Raw genomic sequence first — 20,554 nt, 5'->3', positions numbered from 1 at the left:
GTGAAGCGCGATGAACGTCAGTCGCGCGCCTCGAACGCGGCAGCCGCGCGGCCGAGGCGATCGTTGACCGCGATCCATTCGACGGTCTCGGGCAGCTTCTCGACGAGGATACGCGCGACTTGCGCACGGTCGAGCGCGCGCAGCATCCCGTACAGGTCGCGCGCATAGGCCCGCGGATCTTCCGGCGCCGCGACGAAATGCACGCCGTCGGCTTGCGCCCAGCGCCCCGCGCGCGATGCACGGGCGACGAGCGCGACCCGTTCGCCATCGGTTTGCGCGGCCGCGAGCAGCGGCTCGAGCGCGTCGAACGGCAGCAGCGCGAGCGGCGTGCGCGGCGCGTAATGCGCTTTCAGCGTGCCCGACGCGCGCGGTGCGGTCGCGTCGCTGCCGTCCGGCAGCTTCGGCGCGCGGCCGAGCACGTCGGCGATCTGTTGCGGCGTCACGTGGCCCGGGCGCAGCAGCGCCGGGAAACCGCGCGACAGATCGAGAATCGTCGATTCGATGCCGACTTCGGATGCGCCGCCGTCAAGCACGTGCACGGTGTCGCCGAATTCGTCGCGCACGTGCTGCGCGGTCGTCGGGCTCACGTGGCCGAACCGGTTCGCGGACGGCGCCGCCACACCGCCGTGGCCGCCGCGCCGCGCGCTGAACGCGGCCAGCAGCGCCTGCGCGACCGGATGGGACGGGCAGCGCAGCCCGACCGAATCCTGTCCGCCGCTCACGGCATCCGGAATGCGGGCGTGGCGCTTCAGGATCAGCGTCAGCGGGCCCGGCCAGAATGCATCGATCAACGCGTGCGCGTCGGCCGGTACGTCGTCGGCCCAGTAGCCGGGGTCACCGCCCGGCGGCAGGTGCACGATCACCGGATGGTTCGCGGGCCGCCCTTTCGCCGCGTAGATGCGCGCGACGGCTTCGGGATTGGCCGCGTCGCCGCCGAGCCCGTAGACGGTCTCGGTCGGGAACGCGACGAGCTGCCCCGCGTCGAGCAGCGCGGCGGCCGCGTCGATCTGCGCGAGCGTCACGGAGGTCGGAAGATCGATGGACATCGGCCGGCGCCTCAGTCGAGCGGCACGCGCAGCAGCTGCGCGCACGCGGTGGCCGCGGCAACGGCCTCGTCGCGCGTCTCGGCCGTGAAGTTCACGTGGCCCATCTTGCGGCCGACGCGCGCTTCTTCCTTGCCGTACAGGTGCAGGTGCGCGGCCGGCATCGCGGCGACCGTGTCCCACGGCGGCGTGACGGCATCGGCCGCCGCACCGTGCGGAAACCACACGTCGCCGAGGATGTTCAGCATCGCGGCCGGCGAATGCTGGCGCGGATTACCGAGCGGCATGCGCGTCATCGTGCGCACCTGCTGCTCGAACTGGCTCGTTGCGCACGCATCGACCGTGTAGTGGCCGGAGTTGTGCGGGCGCGGCGCCATTTCGTTCGCGACGAACGAGCCGTCTTCCAGCACGAAGAATTCGACGCACAGCACGCCGACGTAGCCGAGCGTATCGGCGATCCGCACGGCGGCCTGCTGCGCCTCCGCGACGCGCGCGGCATCGGCGGCCGGCGCCGGCACGACCGTCAGCGCGAGGATGCCGTTGTGGTGCACGTTCTGGGCGAGCGGGAACGCGGCCGAGCGGCCGTCCGCGCCGCGCGCGATCAGCGCCGACACTTCGTATTTCAGCGGCAGGCGCTTCTCGAGCACGCACGGCACGCCGCCGAGCGCCGCATGGGCGTCGCGCGCTTCCCGCGCGGTGCTCACACGCACCTGGCCCTTGCCGTCGTAGCCGAGGCGCGCCGTCTTCAGGATGCCCGGCAGCACCGCGCCGAGCGCGGCATCGTCGAGCGCGGCGAGCGCCGCCGGCGATTCGATCACGACGTGCGGCGCGACCGGCACGCCCGACGCCTCGATGAAGCGCTTCTCCGCGATCCGGTCCTGCGCGACCGCGACGCAGCGGCCGGCCGGCGCGACGAACGTCGTGCGTGCGAGGAAATCGAGGCTCGCGGCCGGCACGTTCTCGAACTCCGTCGATACGGCGTCGCACAGGTCGGCCAGTTCGGCGAGCGCGGCTTCGTCGTCGTACGCCGCGCGCAGGTGGCGGTCGGCGACCGTGCCGGCGGGGCTCGTCGGATCGGGATCGAGCACGGCGACGCGATAGCCCATCGACTGGGCGGCAAAGCAGAACATGCGGCCGAGCTGGCCACCGCCGACCATGCCCAGCCACGCGCCGGGCAGGATCGGGGAAACGGAATCAGGAGTTGCGGTCATGTCAGTGGTCGGTCGCGGCGGGCGCTGCCCGCCGCAGTGGGAAAGTCAGGCAGCCGCGACGCGCGGCCGCCGGTGCGCCGTCATTCGAGCGGCGGCAGCACCATCGCGTGCGCGGCTTCGTTCTGGCGCACGCGGAACGCGGCGAGCCGGTTCGCGTAGTCGACCGAGTTGCCGGACAGGATCGACACCGCGAACAGCGCGGCATTCGCGGCGCCGGCCTCGCCGATCGCGAACGTCGCGACCGGCACGCCCTTCGGCATCTGCACGATCGAGTGCAGCGAATCGACGCCCTTCAGGTACTTGCTCGCGACCGGCACGCCGAGCACCGGCACCGTGGTCTTCGCGGCCAGCATGCCGGGCAGGTGCGCGGCCCCGCCGGCGCCCGCGATGATCGCGCGCAGCCCGCGCTCGCGCGCCTTCTCCGCGTAATCGAACATCTCGTCGGGCATCCGGTGCGCGGACACGACCTTCGCTTCGTACGGTACGCCGAATTCCTGCAGGATCGCGACCGCGTGCTTCATCACGTCCCAGTCGGAACTCGAACCCATCAGCACGCCGACGAGCGGCGCGCCGTGCGTGTGGGCAGTCTGGACTTCACTCATGTCGTGCATTCCTTCCTTCTCTCAGACGAGCGACTGGCCCGTGATGCGCTCGAGCGCTTCCTGGTACTTCGCGGCCGTCTTCTCGACGACGTCGGCCGGCAGCGCCGGCGCCGGCGCCGTCTTGCCCCACGGCTGCGCCTCGAGCCAGTCGCGCACGAACTGCTTGTCGAACGACGGCGGGTTCGTGCCGACTTCGTACTGGTCGGCCGGCCAGAAGCGCGACGAATCGGCCGTCAGCACTTCGTCCATCAGGTACAGCTTGCCGTGGTTGTCGAGGCCGAATTCGAACTTCGTGTCGGCGATGATGATGCCGCGCGTCGCCGCGTAGTCGGCCGCTTCCTTGTACAGCTTGATCGAGATGTCGCGGATCGTCGCGGCCAGCTCGGTGCCGATACGGCGCTCGGTTTCCTCGAACGTGATGTTCTCGTCGTGCTCGCCCATCTCGGCCTTCGCGGCCGGCGTGAAGATCGGCTCGGGCAGCTTCTGCGCGTTCTGCAGGCCTGCCGGCAGCTGCACGCCGCACACGGCGCCCGATGCCTGGTATTCCTTCCAGCCGCTGCCGGCCAGGTAGCCGCGCACGACCGCTTCGATCATGATCGGCTCGAGGCGCTTGACGACCACGCCGCGGCCCTGCACCTGCTCGACCTCGTCGGCCGCGACGACCGCTTCCGGCGCGTCGCCCGTCAGGTGGTTCGGCACAATGTGCGCGAGCTTGTCGAACCAGAAGTTCGCCATCTGGTTCAGCACGCGGCCCTTGTTCGGAATCGGCTCGCCCATCACCACGTCGAACGCCGACAGGCGGTCGGTCGTGACGATCAGGAGCTTGTCGTTGCCGACCGCGTAGTTGTCGCGGACCTTGCCGCGACCGAGGAGCGGCAGCGAGCGGAGCGTGGATTCGTAAAGGGTAGACATCGTCTTTTCGCAGATAAGGAGCCAAACAAAAAGGGAAACGCCGTTCCCCGCGGCAGGCGGGAACGGCGGTCTTGCAATGCGTCGGCGAACCGGCGGGCGACGGCGCCCGGCGGTTGCCGGCCGGCCCTTGTTCGGCCGGACGGAGCGGCTACCGGGGCCGGATCGAATCCGGCAACCGGGCGGCCAGCCCTTGCCCGGCGGCAGTACCGGGCGGGGGCAATCGTACTACAGTCTCAGCGCACGACCTGCGCGAGCGCGCCGGACTTGTACTGCTCGGCGATCTTGTCGAGCGCCACCGGCTTGATCTTGCCGGCCTGGCCTTCGCAGCCGAACGCGAGGTAGCGGTCGACGCAGACCTGCTTCGCCGCTTCGCGCGCGGGCTTCAGGTAGTCGCGCGGATCGAACTTGCCCGGGTTCTCGAACAGGTAGCGGCGGATCGCGCCGGTGATCGCGAGACGCAGGTCGGTGTCGATGTTGATCTTGCGCACGCCGTGCTTGATGCCTTCCTGGATTTCCTCGACCGGCACGCCGTAGGTTTCCTTCATGTCGCCGCCGAATTCGCGGATCTCGGCGAGCAGCTCCTGCGGCACCGACGACGAACCGTGCATCACGAGGTGCGTGTTCGGGATGCGCGCGTGGATTTCCTTGATGCGCTGGATCGACAGGATGTCGCCCGTCGGCTTCTTCGAGAACTTGTACGCGCCGTGCGACGTGCCGATCGCGATCGCGAGCGCATCGCACTGCGTGAGCTTCACGAAGTCGGCGGCCTGCTCCGGATCGGTCAGCAGCTGCTCGCGGGTCATCGTGCCTTCCGCGCCGTGGCCGTCTTCCTTGTCGCCCTTCATCGTCTCGAGCGAGCCGAGCACGCCGAGTTCCGCTTCGACCGTCACGCCGATCGAGTGCGCCATCTCGACGACCTTGCGCGACACGTCGACGTTGCACTCGTACGACGCGACCGTCTTGCCGTCGGCCTCGAGCGAACCGTCCATCATCACGCTCGTGAAGCCGCTGCGGATCGCGGCCATGCAGACCGCCGGCGACTGGCCGTGATCCTGGTGCATCACGACCGGGATGTGCGGGTAGGACTCGACGGCTGCTTCGATCAGGTGGCGCAGGAACGGCTCGCCCGCGTACTTACGCGCGCCGGCCGATGCCTGCATGATCACGGGCGCGCCGACCTGGTCCGCCGCCGCCATGATCGCCTGGACCTGCTCCAGGTTGTTCACGTTGAAGGCCGGCAGGCCGTAACCGTGCTCCGCCGCGTGGTCCAGCAATTGACGCATTGATACGAGAGGCATTGTGGAACTCCTTGGAATGAAAACCGGTGCGCCCTGACGCCGGCGCGGCATCCGCCCCCGTTCGACCCGGGGCGAGGCGGCGCGGCTGAGCGTCGAATAGCCGCATTTTATCGCGAAGCGCCTCCGATTCCGACCGCCCGGTGGCGCTCACTCGCAATTTGTTACGTTCGCACGGCACAATGCGGGCAAAAAAGAGAAAAAAAGCCGCGCGGGGCTTCGAACCCCACGCGGCTTTCGCGTGAAAAACGGTGCCAGACCAGCTTCCGGCCGATCCCGGCGGCCGGCCCGCCAGGCCGGCCCGATGCTCAGCGGGCGCTCAGTAGTGTTCGCCGACCCGCACGATCTTCAGCGTGTTGGTGCCGCCCGCCTGCCCCATCGGCTCGCCGACCGTCAGCACGACCATGTCGCCGTGCTGCACGTAGCCCTGCTTGACGACGATCTCGAGCGCCGCCTGCAGCGCCGAATCGCGGTCGCTGTTGAAGTCGACGTGCAGCGGCGTCACGTTGCGGTACAGCGCCATCGTGCGCTCGCTGCCGACGCGCGGCGTCAGCGCGAAGATCGGCACGTGCGTGTAGTGACGCGACATCCACAGCGCGGTCGCGCCCGACTCGGTCAGCGCGATGATCGCCTTCGCGCCGAGGTGGTACGCGGTGAACAGCGCGCCCATCGCGATCGACTGGTCGATCCGCGTGAACGTGCGGTCGAGGAAATCCTTGTCGAGCTCGACATGTTCCGACTTTTCCGCTTCGACGCACACGGCCGCCATCGTCTCGATCGTGACGACCGGGTACTTGCCGGCGGCCGTCTCGGCCGACAGCATCACCGCGTCGGTGCCGTCGAGCACCGCGTTCGCGACGTCCGACACTTCCGCGCGGGTCGGCACGGGTGCGTGGATCATCGATTCCATCATCTGCGTCGCGGTGATCACGAGCTTGTTCGACTCGCGCGCCATCCGGATCATGCGCTTCTGCAGCGCCGGCACGGCCGCGTTGCCCACTTCCACCGCGAGGTCGCCGCGCGCGACCATGATGCCGTCGGACGCGTCGAGGATGCTCTGCAGCGCCGGAATCGCTTCCGCGCGCTCGATCTTCGCGATCATCTTCGGCTTGATGCCGTACGGCGCGCCCGCGATGTTCGCGAGCTGGCGCGCCATTTCCATGTCGGTCGCGTTCTTCGGGAACGACACCGCGACGAGGTCCGCGCCGAGCGACATCGCCGTGCGGATGTCTTCCATGTCCTTCGCGGTCAGCGCCGGCGCCGACAGGCCGCCGCCCTGGCGGTTGATGCCCTTGTTGTTCGACAGCTCTCCGCCCACCTTGACGATCGTGTGGATCTCGTCGCCGAGCACGCGCTCGACGGTCAGCACGATCAGGCCGTCGTTCAGCAGCAGCAGGTCGCCCGGACGCAGGTCGCGCGGCAGTTCCTTGTAGTCGAGGCCGACGCGCTCGTCGTTGCCGAGCTCGCAGGCGGCGTCAAGGATGAACGGCTGCCCCGGCACGAGCGTGGTCTTGCCGTTCTCGAACTTGCCGACGCGGATCTTCGGACCCTGGAGGTCGGCCATGATCGCGATCTCGCGGCCAACCTTGCGGGCGGCCTCGCGCACCATCTCGGCGCGCTGGCGGTGATCGTCGGCCGTGCCGTGCGAAAAATTGAGCCGCACGACGTCGAGGCCCGCCTGCATCATCTGCAGCAGAATCTCCGGCGAACTGGAAGCCGGGCCGATCGTGGCGACTATCTTGGTGGCGCGCTGCATGAAACTCCTCATCTGGATCAAGGTGGATGCGCTGGGTGAAACGCTGCGAGAGCCGGAAGCGGCGGGCCCAGCGGCGGCCGTTCCGGGGGGCGTGCCGGTGCTTGCGCCCGGCATCGCTTTGTTCTGAATCTCGTGGTGCTGGTCGGCCGCGTCGCCGGCGGCCACCGGTGCGCGCGGGGCGGTGTTCGCCCGCGCGGGCGCGCGTTTGCGCTTGCCCGCGCCGGCCGGCGGCTCCGCTTTCGCGGAGCGCGCGGCCTTCGTCACCCCTGCGCGCGCCGCCACGCTCAGGCCGCCCGCGTTTCGAGCACTTCCACCGCCGGCAGCTTCTTCCCCTCGAGGAACTCGAGGAAGGCGCCGCCGCCCGTCGAGATGTAGCTGACCTGGTCGTGGATGCCGTACTTCGCGATGGCCGCGAGCGTGTCGCCGCCGCCCGCGATCGAGAACGCGGACGATTTGGCGATCGCTTCGGCGAGCGTCTTGGTGCCGTTGCCGAACTGGTCGAACTCGAACACGCCGACCGGGCCGTTCCACACGATCGTGCCGGCCTTCTCGAGCTGGCTCGCGAGCGCCTTGGCCGTATCGGGGCCGATGTCGAGGATCATGTCGTCCGCTTCGATGTCGGCGACCTGCTTCACCGTGGCCGCGGCCGTCGGCGAGAATTCCTTCGCGGTGACGACGTCGGTCGGGATCGGCACCGACGCGCCGCGCTCGCGCGCCTCGTCGATGATCGCCTTCGCCTCGGCGACGAGATCGGCTTCCGCGAGCGACTTGCCGATCGACAGGCCGGCCGCGAGCATGAACGTATTCGCGATGCCGCCGCCGACGATCAGCTGGTCGACCTTGCCGGCCAGCGACTTCAGGATGGTGAGCTTGGTCGATACCTTCGAGCCGGCGACGATCGCCACCAGCGGGCGGGCCGGGTTGCCGAGCGCCTTGCCGAGCGCGTCGAGCTCGGCGGCCAGCAGCGGGCCCGCGCACGCGACCGGCGCGTACTTCGCGATCCCGTGCGTGGTCGCTTCCGCGCGGTGCGCGGTGCCGAACGCGTCGTTCACGTACACGTCGCAGAGCTTCGCCATCTTCTGGGCGAGCTCGTCCGAATTCTTCTTCTCGCCCTTGTTGACGCGGCAGTTCTCGAGCAGCACGACCTGGCCCGGCGCGACGTTCACGCCGTTCTCGACCCAGTTCGACACCAGCGGCACGTCGCGGCCGAGCAGCTCGGCGAGGCGCTTCGCGACCGGCGCGAGCGAGTCTTCCGGCTTGAATTCGCCTTCGGTCGGACGGCCGAGGTGCGACGTGACCATCACGGCCGCGCCGGCGTCGAGCGCGGCCTGGATGGCCGGCACGGACGCGCGCACGCGGGTGTCTTCGGTGATGTTGCCCTGGTCGTCCTGCGGGACGTTCAGGTCGGCGCGGATGAACACCCGCTTGCCGGCGAGCTGGCCGGCGGCGATCAGGTCGGTAAGACGCTTGACTTGGCTCATGTTGAACAGATTGAAGTAGTGGATGGGGAAAGGGGGTTCACGCTGGACGTGCGCGGGCTGCCGCGAAAGGGCGCCGGATGCGGCCGTGGCTGGCGGTTCGCATGACGCGCACGGGTAAAAAATCTCGAACGGGCATTCTAGCCGATCCACCCGGCAGACTGACCCGCGGGCGGCGAATTCCGCCTATTTGGGATCGCGCGCGCAAACCGGCACATTGCCGCGGCGCAGCAATGGCCGCCCGCGGGCGACCCGTGCCCGGCAGGCCGGAACGACGATTCATCAGAAGATCAGGCGCAGCACGGTGAACACGACCATGCCGACCACGATCGTGCCGAGCATGCTGCGGCGCCACAAAAACCAGCCGAGGCCGGCGAGCGCCGCGTAGAACGGATGGTTGGACAGCGCGAACGACAGCCCGGCCGGCGTTTCGAGCACGTCGGGCAGCACGACGGCGACGAGCGCGGCGGCCGGCGCGTAGCGCAGCGCGCGCTGCGCGCGTTCGGGCAGCACGGTGCGCTCGCCGCCGATCAGGAACAGCGCGCGCGTGACCGCCGTGACGATCGTCATCCCGATGATGACGATCCAGATCTCCGTCGCGCTCATTCGATCTCCTTCTCGTGCACGGTTTCGGTGCGGATGCGCCGCCAGTCGGCCCGTTCGACGAAGAAGTCGGCCGTGCAGCCGGCCGCCAGCGCGGCGAGCACCGCGAGCGGCAGCGCGAGCCGGTACGGCAGGTCGAACGCGACCAGCGACACGATGCCCGCGACCGCGACGGCCGCGAGCGTCGAGCGGTTCGCGACCGCCGACACCATGATCGGGATCAGCGCGAGCGTGCCGGCCAGCTCCAGCCCCCAGCTCGCGGGAAAGAAGCTCGCGAGCAGGATGCCGGCGAGCGACGACACCTGCCACGACACCCAGCTCGCGAGCGCCATCCCCCAGAAATACGCTTCCTTGCCCGGCACGTGGCCGTAGGCGAAGCCCTGTTTCTGGAACAGCAGGTAGATCACGTCGCCGTTGAAATAGCCGATCGCGAGACGCCGCCACAGCGGCAGGTAGGAAAAATGGGGCGCCAGCCCGGCGCTGAAGATCACGAAGCGCGTGTTGACCATCGCGGCCGTGAGCAGCACGGTCCAGATCGGCAGCTTCGCCGCGAGGAGCGGCAGCACCGCGAGCTGCGACGAGCCCGCGTAGACCAGCAGCGACATCGCGCTCGCCTGCCCGAGCGTCATGACCGACTTGCTCATCGCGATGCCGGTGACGAGGCCCCAGGACAGGATCGCCATCAGTGTCGGGGAATAGTCGCGCGCGCCCTGGATCAGCGCGAAGCGGTCGGTGGCGGACAATCGAGCGAGCATGGGAAAACGGGCCGCAGCGGGCGGTTCGTCGGGACGCCGGCGCCTCCTGCCGATGCGTCCCGTCATTATTGGAATCGGTACCGGCCGATTATAGCGCCGGCCCCGCGCCGACCGACCGGATCGCCTTCAAATGACGCTAAAATATGCGTCTTTCCGGCTCAACGCTGCATACAACCGCATCCCAGGAGAAATCTATGTCAATGGCCGACCGCGACGGCAAGATCTGGATGGACGGCAAGCTGATCGACTGGCGCGACGCCAAGATCCACGTCCTGACCCATACGCTGCACTACGGCATGGGTGTCTTCGAGGGCGTGCGCGCGTACAAGACGGCCGACGGCAGCACCGCGATCTTCCGCCTGCCCGAGCACACGAAACGTCTGCTGAATTCGGCGAAGATCTTCCAGATGGACGTGCCGTTCGACCGGGAAACGCTCGAAGCCGCGCAGCTCGCGGTCGTGCGCGAGAACAAGCTCGAGTCGTGCTACCTGCGCCCGATCATCTGGGTCGGCTCGGAAAAGCTCGGCGTGGCCGCGAAGGGCAACACGATCCACGTCGCGATCGCCGCGTGGCCGTGGGGCGCGTACCTCGGCGAGGACGGCCTCGCGAAGGGCATCCGCGTGAAGACGTCGTCGTTCACGCGCCACCACGTGAACGTGTCGATGGTCCGCGCGAAGGCGTCGGGCTGGTACGTGAACTCGATCCTGGCGAACCAGGAAGCGACGGCCGACGGCTACGACGAAGCGCTGCTGCTCGACGTCGACGGCTACGTGTCGGAAGGCTCGGGCGAGAACTTCTTCCTCGTGAACAACGGCAAGCTGTACACGCCCGACCTGGCGTCGTGCCTCGACGGCATCACGCGCGACACGATCATCACGCTCGCGCGCGACGCCGGCATCGAGGTCATCGAGAAGCGCATCACGCGCGACGAGGTCTACACGGCCGACGAAGCGTTCTTCACCGGCACGGCCGCCGAAGTCACGCCGATCCGCGAACTCGACAACCGCACGATCGGCAGCGGCGCGCGCGGCCCCGTCACGGAAAAGCTCCAGTCGGCGTTTTTCGATATCGTGTCGGGCAAGAACGCGAAGTACGCGCACTGGCTGACGAAGGTCTGAGCGCGCCGCGCCACCGACCGCCCCACACAAGAGTGATAAGAGAAAGTCTCATGAGTGAAATCAAGGAAATGCCGCTGGTCGAGCTGACGGCCAAGGATCTTCCCGCCTACTGCCCGAACCCGGCGATGGCACGCTGGAGCGCGCACCCGCGCGTCTTCATCGACGTGTCGCACGGCGAGGCGCGCTGCCCGTACTGCGGCACGCGCTACAAGCTGCGCGACGGCGAAGTCGTCAAGGGCCACTGAGCCCGGCCGGCCGGGCCCGCGGGCCCGCCGACCGCAAGGCGGCGCAGCCGGACAGCCGGCGCGCCGCCCTTCCCCATTCTGGCAACCCGAACGCGACGCGACGCGCGCCGTGCTTCATTACGACATCGGAAGTCCACCTGATGCGTCGAGCGCTGGTTATCGCACCGAACTGGATCGGTGACGCATTGATGGCGCAGCCGCTTTTTGCGCTGCTGAAGAAACTCCATCCCCGCATCGCGATCGATGCGGTCGCACCCTCATGGGTCGCGCCCGTGCTCGAGCGGATGCCCGAGATCCACGATGTCTACGCGACCGATCTCGCCCACGGCAAGCTGCAGCTGCTGCGCCGCTGGCAGCTCGCGAGCGACCTGCGCGACGTCGGCTACGACGCGGCGTACGTGCTGCCGAATTCGCTGAAATCCGCGGTGATCCCGTGGCTCGCGAACATTCCGCTGCGGATCGGCTACACGGGCGAGCACCGCTACGGGCTGCTGAACGTGCGGCACGCGAATCCGGCCAAGTCGGGCGAACGCCCGCCGATGACGACCCACTACGCGGCGCTCGCGTACGCGCCGGGCGCGAAGCTGCCCGAGTCGATGAAGACGCTGCCCGCGCCGCGCCTCGACGCGGACCTGAACGAGACGGCGCGCGTGTCCGCGCGTTTCAATCTCGATACGCGCAAGCCGCTCGTCGTGTTCTGCCCGGGCGCCGAATACGGCCCGGCCAAGCGCTGGCCGCCCGAGCACTTCGCGACGCTCGCGACGATCGTCCACCAGTCGTTCCCGTACACGCAGATCGTCGCGCTCGGCTCGCAGAAGGACGCGGCCGCCGCGCAGGCGATCGCCGACCACGCGCCGAACGTGCGCAACCTGTGCGGGCAGACGTCGCTGTCGGAGGCGTGCGCGCTGATCGCGCGCGCGAACGCGGTCGTCACCAACGATTCGGGGCTGATGCACGTCGCGGCCGCGCTGCGCCGGCCGCTCGTCGCGCTGTACGGATCGACCGATCCGCGCCACACCCCTCCGCTGTCGGACCTGGCGAAGGTACAATGGCTGCATCTCGAATGCAGTCCCTGCTTCGAACGCGAGTGCCCGCTCGGCCACCTGAAGTGCCTGCGCGAACTCGGTCCCGAGCAGGTATTCGGCGATTTGCGCGGCATGCTCGTCGGGCAGCGCTGACCCTGACCGGCAGCGTCGCACGGCGCGCCGGGCAATCCGATTCACCGGTGTACGGCGGCTCCATCCGGGCCGCCGTGCTGAATACGGCGCGCGACGCGCGCGAGAGATAACCCCGATGCCACGTTTTGCCCGCCTTTTCGAAGCCGCTGCCGATACGCTCAACGCCTACTACCAGGCCGTCGCCGATGCCAATCTCGACGCGCTGCTGGCGTTGTGGATCGACGAGGATTTCGCCAGCTGCGTATGGGCGGACGGCGAGCATCTGCACGGCCTCGACCAGATCCGCAGCGGGCTCGCGAACCGGCTCGCCACGCGCCCCGTGACGATCGAGCCGCTCGACATCCGCGTGTACGACAGCCTCGGCACGGTCGTCTATACGATCGCCGAAGCGCATCAGCAGGCCGACCTGACGGCCGAACCCGACATGGTTTTCGCGACGTACGTGATGATTCACGAACGCGGCGAATGGCGCATCGCGCACATCCACGCGAGCCCGATTCCCGAACAGGCGGCCGGGCAGTTCGCCGCCAAGATCCGTCACGGTCAGGGTCCGCTGCACTGACGAAAAGACGAAGCAACGCATACGCGGGGCGATCATGAGTACGGCTTCTCCGCCCACCTCGCCGCTGACCGGGGCTCCGGCTCCGGACAACGACACACTGCGCTATCGCGCACCGCGCTGGCTGCCGAACAGCCATGCGCAAACCATCGTGCCCGCGCTGTTCGCGCGGCGTCCGGTCGTCGCCTACCGACGAGAGCGATGGGAAACCCCCGACCACGACTTCATCGATCTCGACTGGGTCGCCCATCTCGACAGCGCGGCGCCCGCGCCCGACGCGCCGCTGTTCGTACTGTTCCACGGCCTCGAAGGCAGTTCCGGCTCGCACTACGCGCTCGCGATGATGGCCGCCGCGCGCGCGAAGGGCTGGCACGCCGTCGTGCCGCACTTCCGCAGCTGCAGCGGCGAGCTCAACCGCCAGCCGCGCTTCTACCATCTCGCGGACAGCGCCGAAGTCGACTGGATCCTGCGCCGGCTCGCCGCGCAGCATCGCGGGCCGCTGGTCGCCGCCGGCGTGTCGCTCGGCGGCAACGTGCTGCTGCGCTGGCTCGGCGAGCATCGCAGCGACACGTCGATCCTGCGCGCCGCCGCCGCGATCTCGACGCCGATCGACGTGCACGCCGGCGGCCGCGCGCTGTCGCAGGGGTTCGCGATGGTCTACACGCGCAGCTTCCTGAAGACGCTCAAGCGCAAGGCGCTGGCGAAGCTCGACCAGTACCCGGGGCTGTTCGACCGCGAAGCGATGCTGCAGGCCGTGACGATGCGCGACTTCGACGAGGTCGTGACCGCGCCGCTGCACGGCTTCGCGGACGCCGACGATTACTGGACGAAGGCGACCACACGGCCGCTGCTCCCCGCGATCGACGTGCCGACGCTGATCCTCAACGCCCGCAACGACCCGTTCCTGCCGGAATCGGCGCTGCCCGGCCCGGCCGACGTGTCGCCGGCCGTCGAGCTCGACCAGCCGGCGGACGGCGGGCACGCGGGCTTCATGACCGGGCCGTTCCCCGGCCGCCTCGACTGGCTGTCGGCGCGGGTGTTCGGCTATTGCGCGAAATTCGTCGACCATGGATGACATCGTCCGGCAGGCGCTCGCCAAATGGCCCAACGTGCCGCACTGTACCGGCTGGCTGCTGCTCGACCGGCGCGGCGAATGGCGGCTGCGCGACGACGCGGCCCAGGCGGCCGGCGAGCTCGGCTCGCCGATCCGGCATGCGGCGCTGAACGCGTTCATCGGCCGCAACTACGAATGCGACGCGCAGGGCCAGTGGTTCTTCCAGAACGGCCCGCAGCGCGTCTACGTCGAGCTCGCCTATACGCCGTGGGTCGTCCGGCTCGCCGAGCGCGACGGACGACTCGTGCTCGCCGACCAGACGGGCGCGCCGTTCGAGCCGGACGAAGCGTGGCTCGACGATGCGGGCGGCGTGCTGTTTCGCGACGGCGGCACGCGGCGCATCGCGGCGCTGCACGATCACGACCTCGGGCTGTTCGCCGATCACGCGGATTTCGATGCGGAGCCGCCCGTGCTGCGCTGGCGCGACGACCGCACGCTGCCGCTCGGCAGCATCGCCTGCGCGGACGTGCCCGCCCGGTTCGGCTATGTCGCGAGCCCCGCGCATCACGCAGGACAGGCGGCCGGCAGCGGCAACTGACGCACCGCCGTCTCGCCCACGCAAGCCGCACAAGCCGCACAAGCCGCGCGACGGCCGCTATCCGTGGCCGTTCTTCTCGTCCTCGCGCTCTTCCTTGTAGCGCGCCTCGAACTCCAGCAACCGCGCGCCGATGATCGACTGCTCGTAGAACGACACGTCCTTCGCGTCGCGCGCTTCCTTCAACTGCCGGATCGCCGACGGCCACGCGCCGTCGAGCGCCAGTTTCTCCGCGAGCGCGCGGCGCCGCGCGAGCACGTCCCCCTTGCCGTCGCTCGCCTTCGCGAGATAGTCCCACCAGTCGGGCTGCTCGGGATCGGCCTTCGCCTGCGCCCGCGCGAGCGTCTGCGCGTCGGCAAAACGGCGCGCGGCGATCAGCGCCTGCAGATGCGCGACGATCGCCGCGTGCGACGCCGGCCAGCGCCGCTGCGCGAGCGCCGCGAGCCGCACCGCGTCGTCGGTCCGGCTCGCGCGGCGCGCGATCTCGGCGGCCAGCACGTCGAGGCTCGGCGAACTCGTGTCCGGATCGTTCTCGCGCCGCTCGCGTGCATCGAACGCCGCGCGCGCCGACGCGAGTGCGTTGCCGGCCGCGTCGTATTCGCCGAGCAACAGGTCCGCGAGCGCGATGCCGTACCAGTTCGCCGCGACGTTCGGCGCCGTCCGGTCGTCGATCTCGAGCTGCATCCGGCGAGCCTCGGCCGAGATGTCGGTCGGCGCGCGGTTCTGCAGGATGCGCAGCCGCGCGCGCACGAACCCGTATTCGGCCGACTGGCGCGGTTGCCGGTACGGCGCGCGGCGCGCGCGATCCTCCATGTCCGCGATCCGCTCGCCGGTCAGCGGGTGCGTACGCGCGTAGGCCGGCACGCCCGCGTCGCCCGTCGACGCGCGGTCGAGCCGTTCGAAGAAGCCCGGCATCCCGTACGGGTCATAACCCGCGCCCGCGAGCAGCTGGAAACCGACGCGATCGGCCTCGCGCTCGGCCGAACGCGAGAAGCGCAGCTGGTTGTCGACCGCGTACGCCTGCCCGCCCATCGCGATCGCGCTGCCGAGATCGCCGCTGCGCGCGAGCACGCCGGCCAGCACGCCGAGCAGCATCGTCGCGAGCGCCGTGTAGCCGCTCTTCTCGCTCGCGCCGATCATCCGCGCGATGTGCCGCTGCAGTACGTGACCCATCTCGTGGCCGACCACCGACGCGAGCTCCGACTCCGTCTGCGTCGTGACCACGAGCCCGCTGTTGATTCCGATGAAGCCGCCCGGCATCGAGAACGCGTTGATCTGCGGATCGCGCACCGGGAACAGGTCGAAATCCGGCGTGTAGCCGCCGATGAAGCGCGCGGCGGCGGCCGCCGCGAGCCGTGCCGCCATCGCGTTCAGGTAGTCGCGCACGAGCCAGTCGTCGAGATAGTCGGGATCGCGCCGCACTTCGCGCATCACGCGCTCGCCGAGCCGGCGCTCGGCCTGCGGCGTCAGCGAACCGCCGGAACCGTCGCCGAGGTCGGGCAGCTCCAGCGCACGAAGCGGCGCGCGCAGGCTCGCGGCCGGCGCCGACGCGCCGCCGGCGCCCGAGAACCGGCTCTCCGCGCCGCCGTACGTGCCGAACACGCCGGTCGCGATGCCGGACGGCACGGTGGAAATCGCCGGGGAGCCGCCCGTCGCCGGCTCGAGCGGGGGCGCGGGCGTGCTCTGCGCATGGCCGCCCGGCGGCAGCGCGAGCGCGGCCGACAGCGACACGGCAAGCAACTGTTTGACACGCATGGCAGGATGAAAACGACGCCGTCCCGCGCGCCCGGCGCGCATCGCGGCGTCTGGTCTGAATATTCGGGTCATTGTACCGGCGCGGCGGCCACTGTCCCGTGCCGCGCATGCGCCATCTGCGCCCCCGAGGACGCGAACGCCGCTGCTATGATAAGCGCCCGTTGAGACGGAGCATGACATGTCAGGACTCACCCATTTCGACGCCGCCGGCCATGCGCACATGGTCGATGTCGGCGACAAGCAGGAAACCCGGCGCATCGCGATCGCGCGCGGCACGATCCGGATGCTGCCGGCCACGTTCGCGCTGATCCGCGACGGCAAGGCCAAGAAAGGCGACGTACTCGGCGTCGCACGCATCGCGGCGATCCAGGGCGCCAAGCGCACGGCCGACCTCATCCCGCTGTGCCACCCGCTCGCGCTGACGCGCGTGGCCGTCGACTTCGAACTCGACGACGCGCTGCCGGGCGTCCACTGCGTCGTGCAGGTCGAGACGTTCGGCCGCACCGGGGTCGAGATGGAAGCGCTGACCGCCGTGCAGGTCGGGCTGCTGACCGTCTACGACATGTGCAAGGCGGTGGATCGCGGGATGGTGATCACGGAGGTGAGCGTGCGCGAGAAGCGCGGCGGGAAGTCGGGGGACTGGAAGGCGGGAGACGCGGCGGAGTGAGCGCCCGGGCGCCGCCTGCCCGTTATTGCGAGATAAAACCGTTTATCTCATACAATTACCGGATTCCGCACGAGAGAGCGTGCGAACCAGCACAACAAAAGCGAGCACTGGTGATGAATTCGCAAGCGTTAAGAAGCGCCTTGTTGGCCGGACCGGTCCAGCATGAGCGCCTGGTCAAATTGGATACTCCGCTCGGCCCCGACGTCCTGCTGCCGCATCGCGTCACGGGGCGATCACGGCTCGGACGCCATTTCGAGTTCACCGTCGATACCGTGTCGGTATCCGATAACCTCGAACTCAAGAAACTGATCGCGCAGCCGGTGACGCTGTGGATCCAGCAGACCGATCGGTCGTACGCGCCGCACAACGGCTACGTGCATGCGGCGCGCCGACTCGGCTCGGACAGCGGCGTCACGCACTATCAGATCGCCTTTGCGTCGTTCCTCCACTTCCTGAAGTTCCGCCGCGACCAGCGCATCTGGCAGAACCGCTCGGCGGACGACATCATCGCCGACGTGCTGAACCAGCACCCGCAGGCCAAAGGCCGCTTCACGTTCAAGCTCTACCAGCCGCTGCCGTCTCGCTCGTTCTGCATGCAACACGAGGACGACTGGAATTTCGTGCATCGCCTGATGGAATCGGAAGGCCTGTACGGTTTCTGGGAACAGGACAAGGACGGCAAGTCGCACCGGCTCGTCATCGTCGATCGCATCGACGCGTTGCCCGCGCTGTCGCCGCGAACCGTGCGCTTTCATCACGCGGGCATGGGCGACGAAGCCGACACGCTCGTCCAGTTCACCGGTACGCGCACGCTGCGAAGCGTCGCGCGCACCACGCGCACGTTCGACTACAAGCAGCCGCCCACCGCGTCGAATCCGAAAGCCACCCATACGCCGACGATCGCCAACCAGGGAGATTTGCCGCCGCAGCTCGAAGTCTACGAATATACGGGTGCCTACACGTATCCCGAGCAGTCACGCGGCGACCATCTGTCGAAGATCTGGATGGAAGAGCAGGAATCGCACGCCAAGCGCTTTCACGGTGTCGGCGGCGTGCGGCGCATGGACGCGGGACGTACGTTCGAGTTCACCGAACACCCCGAACACGACAAGGACGACGCCGGCCAACGCGAATTCGCCGTAATCGAGACGGCGTGGGTCATCGTCAACAACCTGCCTGTCGCGGACGGAAGCGCCCATGCCACATTCCCGCATAGCTTGCGGGCCGAAGTCGACGGCATCACGCAGGCACGCGCCGGCGACGCATCGCGCGTTCGCCATTCCGACGGCAGCGAGGGCTTTTTCCAGGTCAGCGTCGAAGTACAGCGCACGACCATCCCGTTCCGCAGCCCGCTCGAGCATGCGAAACCGCCGATGCAGCTGCAATCGGCGATCGTCGTCGCGCCGCAAGGCGAGGAAGTCCACACCGACGAGCTCAACCGGGTCAAGGTCCGCTTCCACTGGGACCGCCTAAACGACGGCGACGAGCGAGCGTCGTGCTGGCTGCGCGCCGCGACGGCGGACTCGGGCAACGGTTACGGCGCCGTCCACCCGCACCGCGCCGGCGAGGAAGTGCTGGTCGATTTCCTCGGCGGCGACTGCGATCGCCCGATCGTCGTCGGCAAGCTGTACAACGGCGCGACGAGCCCGCAGTGGCACAGCAACGGCATCTTGTCCGGATACCGGTCGAAGGAATACGCGGGTGCCGGCTACAACCAGCTGGTGCTCGACGATGCGACCTCGCAGAACCGCGCGCACCTGTACAGCAGCCAGACCAACGCGCATCTGCATCTCGGCTACCTGATCGACCACACGGGCAACAACCGCGGCAGTTATCTCGGCAGCGGCTTCGACCTGCGCTCGGACGCATTTGGTGCGGTTCGTGCGAACCGCGGCCTGTACGTCACGACGTATCCGAAACCGCCGGCGAGCCAGCCACTCGACGTCCAGGAGACGCAGCAGCAGCTCGTCAGGGCGGAAGGCCTGATGGAGGCCATGTCGGAAGTCAGCGCGCAGCATCAGGGCGAGTCGCTCGACCCCGGCCACTCGGCGCTCAAGCAGTTCACCGACGCGACGCAGAACAGCGTGAGCGGCGGCACGTCGGGCGGCCGAACCGCCGGCGGCGGGACCGGCAGCGCCAATGCGTTCAAGGAGCCCGTGATGCTGTTCGGCAGCCCAGCCGGCATCGGGATGTCCACGCAGCAGTCCGCGCAACTTGCCGCGGACCAGCACATCAACCTCGTCAGCGGGCAAAGCACGCACGTCGCCGCCGGGAAATCGCTGATCGCGAGTGTCCTCGACCGTATCAGTCTGTTCGCGCAGAACGCGGGGATCAAGCTGTTCGCCGGCAAGGGCAAGGTCGAAGTGCAGGCGCAGGCAGACAACATCGAGCTGACCGCGCAGAAGGCGCTGAAGTTGATCGCCGTCACGCAATCGATCGAAGGCGCCGCGGCAAAGGAGATCCTACTGACGTCCGGCGGCGCCTACATCCGCATCGCGGACGGCAACATCGAGGTGCACGCGCCCGGCACGATCGACATCAAGGGCGCGCAGCATGCGTTCAGCGGCTCCACGCACCTGTCGCAAACGATGCCGACGCTGCCGAACTCGTCCGGCAACTACGACCAGGCCTTCATCGCGCACTGGGCCGGCACCGACATTCCGGTCGCGAACACGCGGTACCAGATGTTCTCGAACGGCAAGCTGCTCTCGGAAGGCGTCACCAACGCGGCAGGCGAAACCGGGCTCACGCAGAGCCACGTGCCGCATGACGTCGTCGTCAAGTTTCTAGGGAAATCGAATGGCTGACGGACAACAGGAGAAGGTGCTCGGCACCGGTGCGGGGATGCTAACCCCGACGGGATATCAGGATCGGCCGAAGGTGCAGATCAACATCTGCGACAAGCACGTAACGCCGGCGGCCGATTCCATTATCGGAACCTGTCCATACTACTACCGGCCACTGCATGGCGAGTACTGGGAAACGGTCGAAAAGGTCAGCAAATCGAGTATCTGGGCGACCGTCAAGAAATTCGCCACGTCATGGGATCCGTGGAAAGACACGAAAGTTGCCCGTGAGTTGCTGCATCGGCGGGAGAATCTGATAGAAGCCGCAAGCACTGATTCCGACTGGTCACGCCACGGTAATTTCATGATGCGTCATATCGGGTGCGGACATAAGCCGCCGGGATACTATGTCAGCTATGGTTACTACTACTGCTCGAATTACGGTAAATACCTGCTTCCAGAGTTGAGCGACAAAGGCAAGGCATGGCTGGCAAGCGCACGCTGGTTCCTGCAGCACTATCTGGAACAGGGTTTGCAGCAGAACATGCGTGGCGACACCATTTCCATCAGGGGCAAGAAGCCGAACAGCGGCGCCTGCGTGATGAACGTGCCGCAGTACACGCTCGAACTGGACGACGAAACGTTCAAGACATACGCGTTCAAGACCCATCCTCTCGCCTATCTCGACGGTGGTCTGGCCGGGCTCGGGCCTGTCGATATGTTCTATATCCTGAAGCAACCCAACACTCAGGAATGGGGGGATGTCAGAACGCTCTACCAAGCATTCGACAGTGGTGTCGGCGTGGGCAAACAATACGTCGACAATACCGTGGAATACGCGAAAAAAGCAGGTGATGCGGTCAACGAACATGTCATCGACCCTGTTGCACAGGCAATCGAAAAACTGATGCCGAAATGAAATGACGAGAAAACTCCTGAAGC

General features: G+C 68.1%; 20 protein-coding genes. 10 read left to right on the top strand and 10 right to left on the bottom strand.

The genetic code is table 11. The features are described 5' to 3' along the window. Window positions 1-17: 17 nt before the first annotated feature. The 6 genes from HWX00_RS31325 to pyk form a co-directional block, all read right to left on the bottom strand. Window positions 18-1,046 carry an L-threonylcarbamoyladenylate synthase gene (locus HWX00_RS31325; protein WP_069706288.1) on the bottom strand — a complete coding sequence of 343 codons (1,029 nt, stop codon included), beginning with the start codon at window positions 1,044-1,046 and terminating at the stop codon, window positions 18-20. An 11-nt stretch (window positions 1,047-1,057) separates the two neighbouring features. Next, entirely contained in the window at window positions 1,058-2,254 is a 1,197-nt protein-coding gene (locus HWX00_RS31320; RefSeq protein ID WP_034189085.1) for a 5-(carboxyamino)imidazole ribonucleotide synthase, read from the bottom strand. An 80-nt stretch (window positions 2,255-2,334) separates the two neighbouring features. Continuing rightward, window positions 2,335-2,856 carry a 5-(carboxyamino)imidazole ribonucleotide mutase gene (gene purE / locus HWX00_RS31315; protein WP_034189110.1) on the bottom strand — a complete coding sequence of 174 codons (522 nt, stop codon included), beginning with the start codon at window positions 2,854-2,856 and terminating at the stop codon, window positions 2,335-2,337. 21 nt (window positions 2,857-2,877) lie between these two features. After that, window positions 2,878-3,768, bottom strand: coding sequence for a phosphoribosylaminoimidazolesuccinocarboxamide synthase (locus tag HWX00_RS31310; protein WP_034189084.1), 891 nt, complete (start codon window positions 3,766-3,768; stop codon window positions 2,878-2,880). Between the two features lie 233 nt (window positions 3,769-4,001). Continuing rightward, on the bottom strand, window positions 4,002-5,066 hold the full coding sequence (gene fba / locus HWX00_RS31305) for a class II fructose-bisphosphate aldolase (RefSeq protein WP_175027345.1): 1,065 nt from the start codon (window positions 5,064-5,066) through the stop codon (window positions 4,002-4,004). A gap of 316 nt (window positions 5,067-5,382) precedes the next feature. Next, window positions 5,383-6,819 carry a pyruvate kinase gene (gene pyk, locus HWX00_RS31300; RefSeq protein WP_034189082.1) on the bottom strand — a complete coding sequence of 479 codons (1,437 nt, stop codon included), beginning with the start codon at window positions 6,817-6,819 and terminating at the stop codon, window positions 5,383-5,385. On the opposite strand from pyk, the gene HWX00_RS37215 reads away from it, so the two are divergent. Next, window positions 6,818-6,946, top strand: a complete 129-nt coding sequence (locus HWX00_RS37215; RefSeq protein WP_021164118.1) for a hypothetical protein — start codon at window positions 6,818-6,820, stop codon at window positions 6,944-6,946. The genes pyk and HWX00_RS37215 overlap by 2 nt on opposite strands. Before the next feature lie 157 nt (window positions 6,947-7,103). Here the strand turns inward: HWX00_RS37215 and HWX00_RS31295 are convergent, their stop codons facing one another. The 3 genes from HWX00_RS31295 to HWX00_RS31285 all read right to left on the bottom strand — a co-directional run bounded on the left by HWX00_RS31295 (window position 7,104) and on the right by HWX00_RS31285 (window position 9,655). After that, on the bottom strand, window positions 7,104-8,300 hold the full coding sequence (locus tag HWX00_RS31295) for a phosphoglycerate kinase (RefSeq protein WP_034189081.1): 1,197 nt from the start codon (window positions 8,298-8,300) through the stop codon (window positions 7,104-7,106). A 279-nt stretch (window positions 8,301-8,579) separates the two neighbouring features. Further along, window positions 8,580-8,903: an AzlD domain-containing protein gene (locus tag HWX00_RS31290; RefSeq protein WP_034189080.1), complete on the bottom strand. Its 324-nt coding sequence runs from the start codon at window positions 8,901-8,903 to the stop codon at window positions 8,580-8,582. After that, window positions 8,900-9,655, bottom strand: coding sequence for an AzlC family ABC transporter permease (locus HWX00_RS31285; protein ID WP_034189079.1), 756 nt, complete (start codon window positions 9,653-9,655; stop codon window positions 8,900-8,902). The genes HWX00_RS31290 and HWX00_RS31285 overlap by 4 nt, the downstream gene beginning before the upstream one ends. Window positions 9,656-9,849: 194 nt before the next feature. On the opposite strand from HWX00_RS31285, the gene HWX00_RS31280 reads away from it, so the two are divergent. The 6 genes from HWX00_RS31280 (at window position 9,850) to HWX00_RS31255 (ending at window position 14,407) form a co-directional block, all read left to right on the top strand. Then, entirely contained in the window at window positions 9,850-10,773 is a 924-nt protein-coding gene (locus HWX00_RS31280) for a branched-chain amino acid transaminase (protein WP_034189078.1), read from the top strand. Between the two features lie 50 nt (window positions 10,774-10,823). Beyond that, window positions 10,824-11,018 (top strand): zinc-finger domain-containing protein, encoded by a 195-nt coding sequence (locus HWX00_RS31275; protein WP_006749970.1) that lies wholly within the window; start codon window positions 10,824-10,826, stop codon window positions 11,016-11,018. 140 nt (window positions 11,019-11,158) lie between these two features. After that, window positions 11,159-12,196 carry a lipopolysaccharide heptosyltransferase II gene (gene waaF / locus HWX00_RS31270; protein ID WP_049029287.1) on the top strand — a complete coding sequence of 346 codons (1,038 nt, stop codon included), beginning with the start codon at window positions 11,159-11,161 and terminating at the stop codon, window positions 12,194-12,196. A 115-nt stretch (window positions 12,197-12,311) separates the two neighbouring features. Further along, complete coding sequence (locus HWX00_RS31265; RefSeq protein WP_034178922.1) at window positions 12,312-12,758, top strand: nuclear transport factor 2 family protein; 447 nt, start codon at window positions 12,312-12,314, stop codon at window positions 12,756-12,758. Window positions 12,759-12,792: 34 nt separating this feature from the next. After that, complete coding sequence (locus HWX00_RS31260) at window positions 12,793-13,830, top strand: hydrolase (protein WP_034189076.1); 1,038 nt, start codon at window positions 12,793-12,795, stop codon at window positions 13,828-13,830. Further along, on the top strand, window positions 13,823-14,407 hold the full coding sequence (locus tag HWX00_RS31255) for a DUF2946 family protein (RefSeq protein ID WP_175027344.1): 585 nt from the start codon (window positions 13,823-13,825) through the stop codon (window positions 14,405-14,407). The genes HWX00_RS31260 and HWX00_RS31255 overlap by 8 nt, the downstream gene beginning before the upstream one ends. 57 nt (window positions 14,408-14,464) lie before the next feature. On the opposite strand, the gene HWX00_RS31250 is transcribed toward HWX00_RS31255, so the two are convergent. Next, complete coding sequence (locus HWX00_RS31250; protein WP_175027343.1) at window positions 14,465-16,159, bottom strand: M48 family metalloprotease; 1,695 nt, start codon at window positions 16,157-16,159, stop codon at window positions 14,465-14,467. Between the two features lie 178 nt (window positions 16,160-16,337). Here HWX00_RS31250 and moaC point away from each other — a divergent pair, with 178 nt between their 5' ends. The 3 genes from moaC (at window position 16,338) to HWX00_RS31235 (ending at window position 20,531) form a co-directional block, all read left to right on the top strand. Beyond that, window positions 16,338-16,826, top strand: a complete 489-nt coding sequence (gene moaC, locus HWX00_RS31245) for a cyclic pyranopterin monophosphate synthase MoaC (protein WP_034189073.1) — start codon at window positions 16,338-16,340, stop codon at window positions 16,824-16,826. A gap of 113 nt (window positions 16,827-16,939) precedes the next feature. Further along, window positions 16,940-19,633 (top strand): type VI secretion system Vgr family protein, encoded by a 2,694-nt coding sequence (locus HWX00_RS31240; RefSeq protein ID WP_034189072.1) that lies wholly within the window; start codon window positions 16,940-16,942, stop codon window positions 19,631-19,633. Beyond that, complete coding sequence (locus HWX00_RS31235; RefSeq protein ID WP_034189071.1) at window positions 19,626-20,531, top strand: hypothetical protein; 906 nt, start codon at window positions 19,626-19,628, stop codon at window positions 20,529-20,531. The genes HWX00_RS31240 and HWX00_RS31235 overlap by 8 nt, the downstream gene beginning before the upstream one ends. Window positions 20,532-20,554 lie beyond the last annotated feature (23 nt).

Origin of the sequence: Burkholderia seminalis DSM 23518 (genome assembly GCF_902832885.1) — a bacterium.
Lineage (GTDB): Bacteria > Pseudomonadota > Gammaproteobacteria > Burkholderiales > Burkholderiaceae > Burkholderia > Burkholderia seminalis.
This window is presented reverse-complemented; position numbering and strand designations above follow the sequence as displayed.